This window comes from Caballeronia sp. NK8 (assembly GCF_018408855.1).
Classification (GTDB): Bacteria; Pseudomonadota; Gammaproteobacteria; order Burkholderiales; family Burkholderiaceae; genus Caballeronia.
This window is the reverse complement of sequence record NZ_AP024328.1, coordinates 15,101-30,907: the sequence shown is the minus strand read 5'-3', so window position 1 is coordinate 30,907 and position 15,807 is coordinate 15,101. Positions and strand designations below refer to the sequence as shown.

The window sequence follows — 15,807 nt, the reverse complement described above, 5'->3', positions numbered from 1 at the left end:
TCATTTCGTCGGGGAATGTCGGGCGCTCGTCGTTGGAGCTTTCAGTCTCAGACCTCGCAAAGTGCGAGACCGGGATGCCCGTTTATGAAATTCGTGTTCAATGCATGTCGGTCGCCATTTGGTCATCACCAAAGCGACCAAAGAGACGTTCGCTGCTTAATTGCGGTTTTAAGAGCTTTGCTCCAACGCCGCTCCGCGCCCGAAACGCGGTCGAGAGAATCCTCGAGGGATCTCAACAAATCGAGAGCGTCGCTGCGTGACTCGATTTCCCTGATCACACCGCCAATAGTAAGAGCGCTTAAGTCGAGCGACAGCACCTCAAGCTCCCAACCTTCGCCCGTGATCACCCGCCTAACGAGCGCCCGCGCAAGGCGCCTGCAGTAATCCCAACTCGAGACCCCGTCTCGCGGCAAGCCCTTTTCGAGGACCTCTTGCTCAATTGGTACAAGTTGCCCATTCCAAGCGATATCGTACAGTAAATCGAAGCTGGCATTGATCAACTGCATGGAGGTAGCTGGCGCGCTGCTTAAGGACCAAATAAAAAAGACGCACGCAAGAGCACTTTCGTCGCGCCCCAATCTCTGAACATTGGACCTGGCTAAAATCGTAGCCCACACCGCATCATCCTCTGGACCGCAAACGGCACTGGCCAATTGAATTCCAATTTGCTTCCAGAGTACACGCGGTAACCAGCCAGCGACTCGTACTGCTCTAGAAAGGAGTCCATCGTAAGCCGCTAAGCTCCTGATCGCCCGCGTAGACACTTCTGTGGCGGGATCGTCGGCACGCCACCGCTCACCGATCGCGCTAACGGTTACCTCGTGGTCCTTTACCAGACACAAACGGAAATCCTCTTCATTCAGTTCTTCCCAGAACACGTCGATAAAGCGAGATACCGCTCGTGAGTCTAATCCAGACGCATCGAGAAGTTGCCTTCGCACATCGCGGTGAGTTAACCAAAAATTGCGCTCGTGCAGGACACTAGGCCATAACCTCGCAACCGCCAATGCTTCGTCATCTTCGAATCCTAAAAAAGACACTGTGCTGGCAGGAACTTGAGACGCCGCCTCAGCCAAGGAGAGCCTTACCAGATCGCCGACTACATCAGAACTATAGAACTTCAAAACTGACGGCAGTGCTTGTGGCGTACGTGCTAACAGATTAGATAGTTCGCTAACTTCGCTGCCTTCGGGAACGACCATAGGCAGCTCGGCGCTCTCGACCGCTTGCAGTGTTCCGAAAACGCAATTCATTCGAAGCATCAGTGCATCGCTCCGATCAAAGAATCGTCCCAGCAGAAGGTCCTGTTTGAAGGACCGCGCGTCGATGCGTGTTGGAAAAGCCTCTCCGACTGTAGCGGCAATTGCACGAAAATCCTGGGGATCGCGTGCGAGGCGAAGTGAATCGAAGAACTCTGCCAACGGTCGGATCGCTCCAAGGGGATCCTTCACATCAACAGAATAGCGGCGCAAAAACTGACGCAGAGGTGTCATGAATCGACGCGTTAGATCCTTTGCGAGTAGACGCATACCACCGGAGCGAGCATCCGAAAAGTATTGCAAGTCGCAGAGTGTATGTTCCGTCGGCAAAGACGAAAATCCGATAGCGATGTCAGAATCAGAAGGTACCGTGCTCGCTGAGTCGCCTGTGCAGAAAGCTGCCGCTCGGCGCAGTCGCGGAGGCATTTGAGACCAAATGGAAAGTGCTATGGATGTGTTATCTACTGTCGACCGATTCGCAAAAATCACACGCGATTTTTGCGGCCTCACCGCTGCATACAGGCAATGTACGACCTCAAGCGCTATCTCTTCCGAGATCGCTTGCTCAAGCGTCGATTGCTTCTCCGAAAAATTTATGGGGGAACCGTAGTCCGACAAAGTAGCGATAGTCGGTCGCTTGAACATCGACAAAATGGCTCGAGCGTCGTCGATTTTCGAAACAGTCAGATAGTCAATGATGAGCGAATGAGTCCAGACACATCCAGGCCGAGACATTTCGGGCGCAGGCCACGTCCGCGCAAACACATATTTATGCGCTCCCTTTAGCGGATATCCGGTGAGATAGCTTTCGTTGTTCTTCAGGCTGCGTGAGATCAAGAGATCACTCGCTAGGGTCATAGTGTCGGCACTCGCCAGATCCAACATGGTGGACCCATAGAGCTGGCGGTGCCCGTCCCTATAGCCGTGCACTGCTTGGTCAAACTCGAGCAACTCCTTTGGCATACTCATTTTGCGTACTACTCGGTGCTCGCCATCAGCCAATCGATCGGATCTGTTAGATCGTGCGGCTGCGCTTGGTGGCCAACGATCTGGACGCGTTGACCAGGAATCGTACATTGCAGAGCGACCTTATCCTGCGGTAGCCGGCCTCCTTGAGCACTAACTCCGTAAACGCGGCTCTCCCATAAAGTTGTGTTGCTGCGAAGGTATTGCCAGAGCATTGGACGGTGCTGACGGAGCCACTCCTCCGGTTCCGCGGGGTTATCCTGCACTTCATCCCACGCTGACACAATGATCGCGAGCATCCTCTTTCTTGGCGCGCGGGGCGGTCTGTTTAGAATCTGCAATATCTCCACGAGGAGCGGCTCTTCGGGCATATTCAGCGGCTCAAACGGGACGACGTCCTCATTGACAGACTCTTTAGATCCGACTGGCACACCTTCCACAAGGTCTTCCGAGGCGTCGATAGCCTCGTCAAGTAGCCCAGCGAATTGCTCTAGTCGAATGTCGTCCGCGCCGCGGTCGGCGTTCGTGAACAGCAACATCCCATCAATCTCTTGAAGCATTGAAGCGACCGCCTCAGAACAATGTCCGGTCGCAGCGGGGCGTCGGAAGGCTTCTCCAGAGAAATCTGGAATCATCAATACTGCTTCTTGGCTGCCGTCAACTTGTTTAACGAACAGTGACACCCATTCTTCGACAGTCTGCTTTGTCCGCTCGACCTTCTCGCAAGCGATCCATTCCTGTTCAAGGCGATTGAGATGACCTTCCGCATCAGATAGGCGAGTCGCAACCAGCTTCGTCCGAACATCTTGGTGGACGAGTAAGTGCCGCAGAGCTGCGATGAAAGTACTTTTGCCGGACTCGGGCATGCCGGCGATGATGAGTTTCCGTTTCATTCGTTCCCCGTCTGGACGTTCATCAGGCGTTCGAACGCGTTGGACCCCAAAGGTACAGATATCGCTTCGCGTTGCGCGGCAGGATAGATTTGGAGCCATTGCTCCAGCAATCCATTCAGTCCGCTCGCTGGTTCCCCGAGCATTCTCGAGGCGATATAGTGCACTGAGACGCGAACGTCAGCCTTGAGGGTTTGGCTGATTCGCTTGAATAGCGAGTCGATCCTGCTGCGAATAAACGCTTCATCGGTATGACCTTCCAGTCGGTCGTTCTTGGTCACAACCAGCTGGATCGCACATGTATCCGAGAGCTTGTCTTTCAATGCAATCGCAAGCCGCTGGACTTTCGCGATTGCGGCCTCCCGCTTACCACCATCGATCAGATGGTCTCCATCGACGAGAAATGCGACGTGACTTCCGCGTTGTACCTCTATGAAGCTGTCATTCAGCGCTGGGCGATCGAGCAGATCCTGAAACTGTTCGCCGCGGCGGTCAGCGAAAAACAATTCGATCCGTTTGCCGGTACCCTCCAATGCCACACTAAGATGAAGCAGTCTCAACTCCGCGGCAGTGCGCGGTGTGTCCGGCGACGACCGGAACGAAGCAAGTCTCGAATAGTGGCACCGTTCCTCAAAACCGCGGATCGTTTCGCTCCCTGCGAAGAGTGCTCCATGAACGAGGCCTCGACGCACTATCTCATAGAGGCTTGCGAGGAGCGTCGTCTTGCCGGAATCCGGCACGCCTACGAGCGACACAACTCCGACCGTCGAGCGTAGCGGCATGCTTAAGATGCATGAGTCGGCCTCCGCTGCAGAAAATGCCGCGCCCCCCCGACCGATCACTGTGGTAGCTTCGATGTGTCCATGCCCGCGGGCTTCAACCAGTCTCTGCTCAGTAGAATCGTCTCGCTCGATTTCCCCAAACGTGAAGTTCGGGCATTCCTCTAAAGTCAGACCTTCAATACAGCGCTCGTCTGGGGCGAAGCATCCAGAAGTGCGGCACTTACCTTTGGGCGTTACGACGTTGACAGCATCTTCCATAGCAGGAACTCACGAAGAAGTTGCTTGGCGAACTCGACCGGAGTGAGCTCGTGCGTTGCGTCAACATGGGATGTACGTGTGAACCGAGGCTTCCAGTCCGGCTCGTCGTTGCTTTCAAGAGAAAATTCCGCTGCGAGCATGATCGGAAATGCGGCCGGCGCAGCGGATGCAGACGGCCTAGCAACAAACAACGCTGCGCGCACCTCCTTAGCGAGTCCGCTCATTGCCTTCTCAAGTGTCTGTGCGGCAGACCTCGATTTTTGATTCGACTCCAGAACGCGCTCTAACAGCGATGGTGCTGCGAATGGACCTGATGGCCGATGCGGCGAAAACATCCCAACGAGCTCCTTCGCGGCACGAGCGGCAGCTTCATAGGCCGGAAGATCGGCAAACGGTTTCAGCAACTCGTGACTCGCCTTACCGACTACCCACCACAGCATTTGCACTTCTGCTTCTAGCAGATTTTGTCTGGTGATAATCGCTGAAACTGCCTCAGACGCTGCTTTGCCCTGTGCAGCGTCTGCCTTCACGAGCCCATCAACTACCGCCTTCAACGGCTCAACCGCCGCTGGGGCATTGTTTTGCGCCAACGGGGTGCTTAGCGCCACGATCTGCTCCGCCACAACCGACGCCGATGGTTGACTATATTTAATTTGCGGCCCCCCGATCTGCTGGATTGCCCACAAACGTCGCTGGGCCGCGGCCGAAAGCCGATCGTCGACGATGGTAACTCGCGCGGCAGACAGGCCCGCTGACAACACAACGAGCGCCGCAGCCGAGCTGCGCTTGTCCGAACCCGCAAGCACCGCGTTCGTGAACGCAGACGCGGCGATAGCTGCGGATTTGTCAATTCCTACAGGTGCGTATGTAGGATCAGCGGCGGAAATCGGCGTGGTCAACCACTGCAGCTTAGAAAAATCGCTCGCGATGCCAGCCGCGACCGACGCACCGATGACGGCCTGTTCGATTGTGCACTTTTCAGCTACCGACTTGATCGCCGTTGCCCTGCGGTCCACTACATCCGTATCCGATACCAGACCAGTTGAGAGGTGCAAGCGCGATAGATACTGTGCGGTCGTCTCCGACATCGTTTAACTTCCCCGTTCCATTGTCATTTTCCAGAGCGTCTCTAGCTTACCCTGCTGCTTCGCGCGTTCGATTGCACGCTTGAAGCGCTCGACTTCCGGTAGCCGTGTCTCGCTGTCATCGAGCAGGCCAAGCTTCCCGACGATTTCGCTTTTCCGAGAGATTGGCAGCCGAAAGAATGCGTGGAGAATCGATCGCATTGCAGGCGGACGCGGAGATTCCTCTTTCACGGCCGGCGCTTCGGCCGTCGGACCACCATTCTCGCTTGGGGTTACCATTGCCGGAGCCTCCGACGCGTGTGGTGCGATCCAAGGCTCAAGCTCAAAATGGTGAACGTGAGTTGGCCTGTTCCTACGATCCTCGTGGTTACGGAACTGCACCGGACGGTCCTGCCATTCTCTTGCTACCACCTCCACATGGAGCTGGCGGACATCTCCGGCGCGTTCCACCCAGATTTCTATGATGTTGTATCCCGGCTTCCAACCCTTTTCGTCCCGAGCTGGATTGGTAGCGCCAGCGTACAAAGCGACATTGTCACGACCGAACGCAATACGCTGATCATGTTCGTGACCAAATAACAAAATACGTGCGCGGTCTTCCAGAGATCGGTGCGCCTCGGCGCCATCAATCAACCATGACGGTGGATGGTGGCACATTGTCAGGTATTCAACGCCGGCGCGCCTTGTAATCGTGTAAGCCTTCGCGCCCAAAAACAAGGAGCCGCGTGCATCGCGGGGACCCGAGAGTAGCGCTGAATTCAGCCCTCGTATCCTCAAGGCAGACCCGTCGTTGAGCACAAAGTCGTCACTGTCCCAAGCGTAACGCTCATCAGCAAAAAAAGCACAATCGTACCGGGCAGCAAACTTGTTGTACTCCGTCAGGGGTGAGTACACCAACTCGCGGGCAACGTCTTGTTCCAGGCGCCTCATGAGGTGCTGTTCCCGCTCGAAGTGTGACGGTCGACCTCGCACGCTATCGTGCAAGTCTTCAACCAGCCCGTTCTTGCGGATGAACTCTCTGTCAATATCGTGATTGCCAGGACATACGTACACCATCTCACGCCCGCAACCGCCGGTGTCGGCCATCGCATCGAGCCACTCGGAAGCATTTTCGTACTCAACCTTAGCCGCCGAAAACGCGATATCTCCAGTTACTAGAATCGCGTCGAGAGGACCTCGCCCCGCAACCATCGCCGCGAGATCCAAACGGAGATCCTCCCGAAGCGCATAGTCGGGATCGTGTCCGATTGCGCCCGGAGGGTGGAAATGGATATCTGAAAGATGCAACAGCCGAACTTTTTTCATCTCTTAATTGGCGACTGCAGGGATTGACGTATACATATTGTATCGTCGTCTCGCCCGCTGCCGACACCGTTCGACGGCCACAAACACCCTAGCGAAGCGATTGAGCCGAACTCTTCCCCCGACGAGTGCACGGCGACTCCAAGGGATCTCCGTGGGCAGACCCAACAGACCTCATGCGTTCCCTTACCCGCGATCGTCAAGTCCTCGGAATTCGCGCCGTGCGATCGATCGCTGCCCAGCGTATCGGCGTCGGACGACGGATCGCTCTGCAGCTCCACGCACGGCGATGACCCTCGATCCGCCCTCGTTCAAACTCGCCGCCTCCTCGCCAACCCGATTGCAACCCATGGCAATTGTAGCTTTGGGCAGCTTGCCGACTTGGCTCCGATTTTTCTCGCTTGCTTGAAGCACAGGCACCGAGCGACAAAGCGGCTGAGGAGCGAACTGGGGAGCGGACGGGTCACAAGTCCAATGGTGCCCACCTACGCCCGTCGCAATGGTAAGGCGGGCATACATGGGCCGTTACCGGCCGCGTGGCGCGAGCATCGCCCCTTGGACAGGCAAGTGATCCGCAGTGACATCCATAGAGTCGCTTGAGGGCGGCCTGAGCGGCCGGCGCTGCGCTTCCTTCTAAGGGAGAAGCTAGCCTTCGCACTTAGACAGCACCTCACCGGAACTGATGCGCGTGAGCACGAACACGCCTCGGCCATGAACGGGCGACGGACGGTCAGCGGTGGGGCGGATGGGCATTCAACATTCAGTGTTAGTAGCGGCAAAATCTGCCGCGGCGAATCTCGCGACGGTGGATAATCGGTAAATCTTTTACTGCGAGGCGCCTATGCCCCCTCCACTGACCGCCTACCGAGCGTGAGCCGCCTCCGGCACACTGGCTCGCTCCCGCGACCGGATCGTCGAGGTCCTTGGGCGAAGCCCGCGGGCGAACCCTCCTCGCCCCGTTTGCCTTGCGCGCCGTTGACTGACGTCCTAAACGCCTTCCTCTCTTGAAATGGACCGGTCATCCTACTAGGCGCCGGCGAGCATGGTTTCCGTGGCCTGCAACCGATTGAGACATGCTCGCCGCGCGAAGCGACGCGGCGGGCTGCCCGCGAAAGGCGCATGGCTATGGTCTTGAGTTCACAGATCGGTAAAAGGGGCGGCGTACCGGCCCATTGCGGTAAGCGGCCTTTAGCGTCAAGCGAGCCACCCTCGTTAAGTCAGTGGCACGATCCTGCGTTTCGCTGCGGCGAACGGTGCCCGACCCGTTCCCAACCGCCATATTCGACGCTCCCTCGACCGGGGCGCCACGGCCTTCGTGTGTTGGCAGAGGGGCCCACGACGCCCGGAAGTGCTTGCCTCGCCCCGCAACATCGGGCGCTCCTGGGTCAAACGAACCCGTGATCGCAGATCAGCCGGGCGCGGCGGGCGCTTCCGTCGACGCTTTAGAACCTCGCCAACCCTGCGCCCGCCATTAAGCGTAATTCTGCTAATACGTGGCGCTCCCACGCCGACTTTAGGCACTGGTGGACGTCATTTCAAGCGTGATAAGTCGTATTAGCAGCATTACGCTTAATCTTGCCGCTGCGGTACGACCCATCAACGGCTTTGGTCGGCCAGCGGCATGGAGATCTGCCGAAAAACGTCCCTCCATGCCTGATAATTCGTATTATCAGGATTACGTTTAATGGGTAAAATCAGGGGGTAGGGCATCTACGTCCCGTCCTGACGGGCCTCTCAGCGAACGTCAAGAAACCGCCAATGGCCAACAAACCGCAGACCGTCACAAAAAGCCGCGCGGCGTACACGCGCAACCACTTCGCGGCGTTGCGCGCGTTCGTCCAGCGCATTCCCGCGTCGACGATTACGCGTCTGTACTTTTCCGAAGACGAAGACGGCAACGACGCGACGCCCGCCTGGGTCGAGGCGTTTCTGCGGCGCATGCAGGCGGAACTGGTGGAACTGGCGCTCGAGCATGGCTCATCGGTGCTCGCCGACCACCTGAAGTCGTCGGCCAAGGCCCACGGCAGCGCGCGCCTGACCGCCGTGACGCTCAAGATGGTCGAGCAGGCGGCGCTGTTGGCCGTCGCCAAGCCCGAGCCGACGCAGGGCGTCGGCATGTGGTTCCGGCCGCTGGTCGCCCGGCGGCTGAAAGACGCGGGCGTTCAGACGCTGGCTGAACTGGTGGACTTCTGTAACCGGCGGGGCGGAAGCTGGTGGCGCGCGGTGCCGCGCATTGGGCCGGGTCGCGCACAACACATCGTGTCCTGGCTACGCCACCATGAACGCGACCTCGGCGCGTACGTCGCGTCGGACGTCATCCTCGACGACCCGTTCCGCGCGCCCGAGGCGGACCTTGTAACGATCGATACAGGTTCGCACATCCTGGCGCCGCTCGAGCGGCTCGACTTGGCGAACGAACTGGCGGGCACAAATGGCGTCAATCGCCACAGCAGCTTTTCGTATATCCGAGCTCGCCACGATCTGGATGCCGTTCGCGCCTACCTGCACCATTACCGCGATCAGCCTAAGACGCTACGCGCCTATACCAAGGAGATCGAGCGGTTCCTGCTTTGGTCTGTGACCGTGAGGAGCAAGCCGCTCAGCTCCCTGCTCGCCGACGACTGCGAAGCCTATAAAGACTTCTTGCGTGCACCCTCGCCTGACTTTGTCGGCCCGCGTGCGTCGAGAGTAAGCGGCCGTTGGAGACCCTTTGCCACAGCGGAGCTCAGTTCCGAGAGTCAGCGGTACGCGGTGCGCGCTTTGCGCGCGGCGTTCGCTTGGTTGGTGAATGTGCGCTATCTCGCCGGCAACCCGTGGAGCGCGGTATCTGATCCGCTCATCGTTGAGCGGGAGGATCTGCTCAGGGTTGATCGGGCGCTCCCGCCGTCCCTGTGGCAGCGGATTCGCGCCTACATCGATACACAATGCGACCGGGACGATGGCGCGTACTGGAGGTCGGTTCGCGTCGCGCTTTTGTTGAGCGGCGACTCCGGGTTGCGGCGAGAGGAGCTGGTCAATGCCCGGCGGGAAGCGATGTCCCCGACGAATTATGGCGATGGCCAAGAGACGGTCTGGCAACTCTCCATCGTTGGCAAGCGCAACAAGCAACGCACGGTGCCGGTCAGCCCCGCGACCATCGCGGCGTTGACGGCGCATTGGCGGGACCGCGGGCTTGAGTTCGATACGGCAAAGGAAGGCCCGCTATTGTCGACGCTTTTTGTTCCTCGGACGGCGCACGGCCAGAAAAAGTACGCCGACGGCACCGCCCTCGCCTACCACGTCGACGGCATCAACAAGATGATCGCGTGGGCGATGAAGCGGTTGATTGCGGAAATGAGCACTGAGTTGTCGGTCGACGAAATCAAGTTGCTGGCTGGCACATCGCCTCACGCGTTCCGTCATACGTTCGGTACACATGCCGCGGCCGAGGACGTGCCGCTCGACGTCGTGCAACGAATCCTCGGGCACGCGTCGCTGCAGACGACCTCGGTCTATGTGCAGGCGGAAAAACTACGGATGCTCCGCGAGGCCGCGACCTTCTATCGTCGTCCGAAATCCGAGCCTGCTTAGAGTTTTTTTGACCACTTCGCGAGCCAGCTTTCGTTCTCGACGGAGATCGCGTCTTCGCAGGATTTGACGAAACTGGACCACGATCGGCGCTTATTCTTTGGCGGCGATTGCCATTCATCAACTAGTGCGTCAAGTCTGCTTGCGGTGGCGTGATAGCTCATGACCACGAAGTCATAGCGGTCCGCGGCTACATGGGCCGCCAATGCCGCGCTGATCGTCGTTACGACCGCGACCCATGCCGCCAGACCCGATTGAGTGGCGGTATGGGCCACGTCGTGGTGACTCGTGAATGCTGCAGCGGCGCTTAACACGGTGCCGATCAGCCCGAGGGCTAATTCGACCCAGCGAAAAGCCCTCAACCGCTCGGCATACAGCCGTGCCTTTGCCCGATAGTAGCCGTCGATTTGTTGCTTTACCCGCTTCTCGATGTATTCGTTCTCGTCCATCATCGCTGGCGGGCTCGGCACGGCTTCAGTCACGGCGGCCAAATGCGGCGTCAGATCGCCAGCTGGCTTCTCAATGGCGCGAGTTCGCTCATTGAGGAGCGAAACAGCATCCTCACCGTCATAGGGTCGCGCCCGCGCGCAGAACAGGTAGATCTCGGTTTTGAGCCCTTCTGACACGGAACGCGCCCGGGTCCAGGCCCGGATCGCGTCCACGGAAATGACGTGTGCTTTCACATATGTGGCGACTGCGAGCACGATAGCGCTCAGGAGCGCGCACCCGGCACTGGCTTGCGGTATATGCGAGGGTATCGTCGCAGACAGGGTTGCCGCGATTGCACCGACGACATTCAAAATCAGCACGGCCAGACGTCCGTACACCACCCGTGCCCTCAGCTTGGCGGCGGCTCGCGACCATTCGATCCGGCGGTGCCAGATCTTCGCAATGACTTCATCGTTCATCCGGTGCAATTCCACGATTTCGCCGATAAGAGTTTGGAGCCGCCAATAGGCACCTGCCTTCATGTTCGAGATTGAGCGCGCGCTCGCCCCCTACGGGGCTTCACCGCAGACGTCCTCTCCGACAGTCTCAGCTGACAGAATTCTGGCTGCGCGTACGTCGGCCTCGCTGAGCTTTCGCGCATCCCCGTGCAGCTTGCGTTGACACACCTCGTCAATGAGGTTTGGCGCGCGAGAGATAGACGGCCAGTAGGCGTCCCAGACGCGCGCCGTTTTGTCCCCTGATGCGGTGACCACACGCTTGCCGTCCGGGCTGAAACTAGCGGAGGAAACGGTTTCACCATGCCTCATGGGCTCTCCGAGCGGCTTTCCGGTGTCTGCATCCCAGACACGCGCCGTCTTGTCGAGGGATGCCGTGACCACGCGTTTGCCGTCGGGGCTGAAACTAGCGGAGTAAACCGTATCTCCATGTGTCATGGGGGTGCCTATTGGCTTGCCGGTGTCTGCGTCCCAAACGCGTCCCGTCTTGTCCCCTGATGCCGTGACCACGCGCTCGCCGTCGGGGCTGAAACTAGCGGAGTAGACCGTATCACCATGCGTCATGGGCGCGCCGAGCGGCTTTCCGGTGTCTGCATCCCAGACGCGCGCCGTCTTGTCGATGGATGCCGTAACCACACGTTTTCCGTCGGGGCTGAATCTAGCGGAGATGACCGTATTTCCATGCGTCATGGGCGCGCCGATTGACTTGCCGGTGTCTGCGTCCCAAACGCGCCCCGTCTTGTCCCCCGATGCCGTGACCACGCGCTCGCCGTCGGGGCTGAAACGAGCGGAGTAGACCGTACCACTATGGGTCATGGGAGCGCCGAGCGGCTTGCCGGTGTCTGCATCCCAGACGCGCGCAGTCTTGTCCCAAGATGCCGTGACCACACGCTTGCCGTCGGGGCTGAAACTGGCGGAGGTGACGATATCGCCATGCGCCATGGGCGCGCCGAGCGGCTTGCCGGTGTCTGCATCCCAGACGCGCGCCATCTTGTTGTTTGATTCCGTGACCACCCGCTTGCCGTCTGGGCTTAGACTGGCGGAGAAGACCCAATCGCCATGCGTCATGGGCGCGCCGAGCGGCTTGCCGGTGTCCGCGTCCCAGACGCGCGCAGTCTTGTCCCAAGATGCCGTGACCACACGCTTGCCGTCAGCGCTGAATCTGGCGGAGGGGATCCAATCGCCATGTGTCATGGGCGCGCCGAGCGGCTTGTCAGTGTCAGCGTCCCAGACACGCGCCGTTTTGTCCGCTGATGCGGTGACCACACGCTTGCCGTCCGGGCTGAAACTAGCGGAGGAAACGGTATCACCGTGTGTCATGGGCGCGCCGAGCGGCCTGCCGGTGTCCGCGTCCCAGACGCGCGCCGTCTTGTCCCCTGATGCTGTGACCACACGCTTGCCGTCGGGGCTGAATTTAGCGGAAGAAACGGCATCGCCATGCGTCATGGGCTCGCCAACCGGGTCGCCGGTGTCGGTATCCCAAACGCGCGCCGTCTTGTCCCACGATGCCGTGACCACACGCTTGCCGTCGGCGCTGAAACTGGCGGAGGTGACCCCACTACCATGCGTCATGGGCGCGCCGAGCGGCTTGCCGGTGTCCGCGTCCCAGACGCGCGCCGTCTTGTCCCCCGATGCTGTGACCACGCGCTTGCCGTCGGGGCTGAAACCAGCGAAGCCGACCGTATCGCCATGCGTCATGTGCTCGCCGAGCGGCCAGCCGGTGTCCGCGTCCCAAACGCGCGCCGTCTTGTCCCCTGATGCCGTGACCACGCGCTTGCCGTCGGGGCTGAAACTGGCGAAGGTAACCACACTGTAATGCGTCATAGGTGTGCCGAGCGGCTTGCCGGTGTCCGCGTACCAGACGCGCGCCGTCTTGTCCCACGATGCCGTGACGACACGCTTGCCGTCGGGGCTGAAAGTGGCGGACAAGACCAGATCGCCATGCGTCATGGGTTCGCCGACCGGCTTGCCGGTGTCCGCGTCCCAAACGCGCGCCGTCTTGTCCCCTGATGCCGTGACCACGCGCTTGCCATCGGGGCTGAAACTGGCAGACAAGACCAGATTGCCATGCTCCATGGGCTCGCCGACTGGCTTGCCGGTGTCCGCGTTCCAAACACGCGCCGTCTTGTCCCCTGATGCCGTAACAACGCGCTTGCCGTCGGGGCCGAAACTCGCAGAAGTAACATTGTCAGTGTGACGGATCAGAATCCGCAGTGCGCTTCCATCGGCCGCGCGCGACAACGAAGGGCCGGCGGCGGGATGGGAGGGGTGAAGCCAATTTGATCTCGTTGCCAGTACACCTAAGCGCAGACCTCGGTCGAAAAGGTTGCCATCTGCCGCGGCCTCAGCTGCAACTGCCAACAGGAGCGACGATTGGCGTCCAACCTCGCGGGTCTGACGAATAATCCACCCCCCTGTCACGATCAATACGACAGCGATCACGCCCATCATTGCCTGAACGCGACGTTGCGCGCGGCCGGTCCGTGCCTGTTCTGCCTTGACGCGTGCTTGTTCCTCGGCGATCTGTTTCAACTGCGCCTCGCGCTCGACGCGCGCCGCTGCCAGCTCGTCGGCACGTTTTTGCTGAATCTCCGCCAGCTTCCTTGCTTGTCCGGCTAGCTCCTTGGCCTGTTCCAACTCTCGTTTTTGGCGAGCCTGCTCGGCGTCGAATTCCCTGTCCCTGAGGGCGACGCTCTCGCAGATGTAATCGCGCTCTTCCTGATTAAGCGACTCAGCCCTTTCGCTCAACCAGCGTTGCGCTTCAGATAGAAACGCGTCGCGCAACAACCTTCCCTCCGGTTTGTCAGAGCGCCACGCAGCAAGCATCTCGCTGAAGCGCTTGCGCCAGAGCAGGAACTCGCGGTCTTCATCGAGCCAGTCCTTGAGTTGTCCCCAACTGTGGATCAGCGCTTCATGCGAAACCTCAACGGTCGCCTCGTTGCGCTCTTTGCCCGGGGATGTCACGAGCAGGCGCTCGTCTGCGAGCCGCTTTGCAATCGGGAGCGAAGCCGATCCGATCGCCGCCAGTGTCACCCGGCGACGTGTGTACTCATCTCCGTCGCCGGGTTGCGCCAATTGAAGGAAAATGCGTCGCACTGCCTGCTGTTCGACTAGTGATAGTGCGCTCACAATCTCGTCGGCCTTCTGTGCTACCGCTCCCTGCAATTGGCCGATGGCGTCATAAGCATCATGCAGCAACGTTCCGCCTTGGCGCCTTTCCCATAGCCCTTGCAGTACAAATTCCATGAGCGGCAGATTGCCGGGCTCGTCACCGGCGTCGTCAAGAACGCGCTGGACCAGCCCGGCCTGGAAATGAAGCCCAACTTTCGCGGCAGGCTTTTCCATCGCCTGGCGCAACTCGTCCTGAATCATCGGCCCGAGATTGACCTGTGCCCCCTGCAGGCGATCTGAGAGCGCGCGTTGGCCGGTGATAGCGCGGCCGAAGAAGTCGCCCCGCACGGTGAGCACCACTGAGAGCTTAGCTCTCTGTGTGGCTTCCAATATCTCGTCGATGAAGCGCTGACGCGCGATCTCGTCGGTCGTCAGGGTAAAGAGTTCCTCCCACTGATCGACCACCAGCATCAGCCGCTCGGTGCCGGGCTGCTTTTCCAGAACCCGATTGATGACGTCGCGCAGCGCGATGGCTTTGTTTCCCAGTTGGTCGGCCAGCCGAGTGATCTCGCCCAAGCGGGTGACTTCGCTCATCTCTGGTTCCAGCAACGGCAGCAGCGCGGTGGACAGCGCATGCAACGGCCGATCGGTGGGCACGAGCGTGGCGATCTCCCAGACCGGCGAGCGGCTCGCGCGCAGGCGCGGTAGCAGCCCCGCTCGAACCACCGAAGACTTGCCGCTACCCGACGCGCCGACCACCGCCACCAGCGGATAGTGGGCGATCATCGCTGCCAACTGATCGATCGCCGCCTGACGGCCATAGTAGAAGGCGGCATCCTGTTCGCGGAAATACAGCAGGCCGCGATATGGACACACCCGCGAGAGCGCTTGCTGTACGACCGACTCTACTTCCGGTCCGGGCGGCAGGCCCCGAATGGCGTGGGTGAGCGCCTTGAAGCGTACTGGATCGTCCACACTGGGACGAAAGTCGACCCAGGTGTTCTGTTTGAGGAAGCCCAGGGGCGCGTCGGCGCCGGTCAGCAGCACGGGGATGACGGGAAAGGATGCACCGCGGCGCTCTTCGGCGACCTGACGCTCCAGCGCGCTGTACTGCTCGCGCTGCTGCCACGGGCCCATCTCCGCGCCCAGGCAAACGGCGACTGACTTGCAGCGTGCGAGGTTCTTTTCTAGCGCGCTGAGCCAGTTAGTACCGGGCACCAGATACCAGCGGTCGAGAAAAGGGCGAACACCGGCCTCATACAGGCGTCGCGCGAGCGCTTCGACCTGGGCATGATCGCGCCAGTGATAGCTCAGGAAAACATCGAAGTCGAACGTGTCAGCCACGGCCCGTCTCCCTGCCCTACAGCCTCGTTTTTACTGCTACTTATACCGACAGACAGCCCGATCAAGGATTCAGCGGTAAGCAGGCGGGCCTTCCAAGTTATAGGATCGTTAGGGGTCTCAGCCAAGGACGCTGGAGGAGTATGGGAAGCCATGGCCGCGTGGGCTTGAGCCGCGCCGATTGACATTTAGGTATGACGATTGCGACCAACCCAGTGTCTCCTCCATTGTCCTGCCCCGCGGACATGGACTTCGGCCCGCCTGCATGAGCGGGCTTTTCTTTGGTTAGCGCAGTGGATCGT

8 protein-coding genes are annotated in these 15,807 nt (G+C 59.7%); 1 reads left to right on the top strand and 7 read right to left on the bottom strand.

Going from position 1 to position 15,807, the window contains the following annotated elements:
• Window positions 1-125: 125 nt before the first annotated feature.
• From NK8_RS40815 to NK8_RS40795, 5 genes are read right to left on the bottom strand one after another with little or no spacing between them, the layout of a single operon-like run.
• Window positions 126-2,228: a hypothetical protein gene (locus tag NK8_RS40815; RefSeq protein WP_213234674.1), complete on the bottom strand. Its 2,103-nt coding sequence runs from the start codon at window positions 2,226-2,228 to the stop codon at window positions 126-128.
• An 8-nt stretch (window positions 2,229-2,236) separates the two neighbouring features.
• Window positions 2,237-3,118 (bottom strand): hypothetical protein, encoded by an 882-nt coding sequence (locus tag NK8_RS40810; RefSeq protein ID WP_213234673.1) that lies wholly within the window; start codon window positions 3,116-3,118, stop codon window positions 2,237-2,239.
• Window positions 3,115-4,155 (bottom strand): hypothetical protein, encoded by a 1,041-nt coding sequence (locus NK8_RS40805; protein WP_213234672.1) that lies wholly within the window; start codon window positions 4,153-4,155, stop codon window positions 3,115-3,117. The genes NK8_RS40810 and NK8_RS40805 overlap by 4 nt, the downstream gene beginning before the upstream one ends.
• Complete coding sequence (locus NK8_RS40800) at window positions 4,131-5,243, bottom strand: GTPase-associated system all-helical protein GASH (RefSeq protein ID WP_213234671.1); 1,113 nt, start codon at window positions 5,241-5,243, stop codon at window positions 4,131-4,133. The genes NK8_RS40805 and NK8_RS40800 overlap by 25 nt, the downstream gene beginning before the upstream one ends.
• Before the next feature lie 3 nt (window positions 5,244-5,246).
• Window positions 5,247-6,545 (bottom strand): metallophosphoesterase, encoded by a 1,299-nt coding sequence (locus tag NK8_RS40795; RefSeq protein ID WP_213234670.1) that lies wholly within the window; start codon window positions 6,543-6,545, stop codon window positions 5,247-5,249.
• A 1,755-nt stretch (window positions 6,546-8,300) separates the two neighbouring features.
• Here NK8_RS40795 and NK8_RS40790 point away from each other — a divergent pair.
• On the top strand, window positions 8,301-10,112 hold the full coding sequence (locus tag NK8_RS40790; protein ID WP_213234669.1) for a site-specific integrase: 1,812 nt from the start codon (window positions 8,301-8,303) through the stop codon (window positions 10,110-10,112).
• Here the strand turns inward: NK8_RS40790 and NK8_RS40785 are convergent.
• Both NK8_RS40785 and NK8_RS40780 read right to left on the bottom strand, forming a co-directional pair.
• On the bottom strand, window positions 10,109-11,080 hold the full coding sequence (locus NK8_RS40785) for a DUF4231 domain-containing protein (protein ID WP_213234668.1): 972 nt from the start codon (window positions 11,078-11,080) through the stop codon (window positions 10,109-10,111). The two genes, NK8_RS40790 and NK8_RS40785, sit on opposite strands and share 4 nt — an antisense overlap.
• A gap of 27 nt (window positions 11,081-11,107) precedes the next feature.
• Window positions 11,108-15,508, bottom strand: a complete 4,401-nt coding sequence (locus NK8_RS40780; protein WP_213234667.1) for a TIR domain-containing protein — start codon at window positions 15,506-15,508, stop codon at window positions 11,108-11,110.
• Window positions 15,509-15,807: the final 299 nt, after the last annotated feature.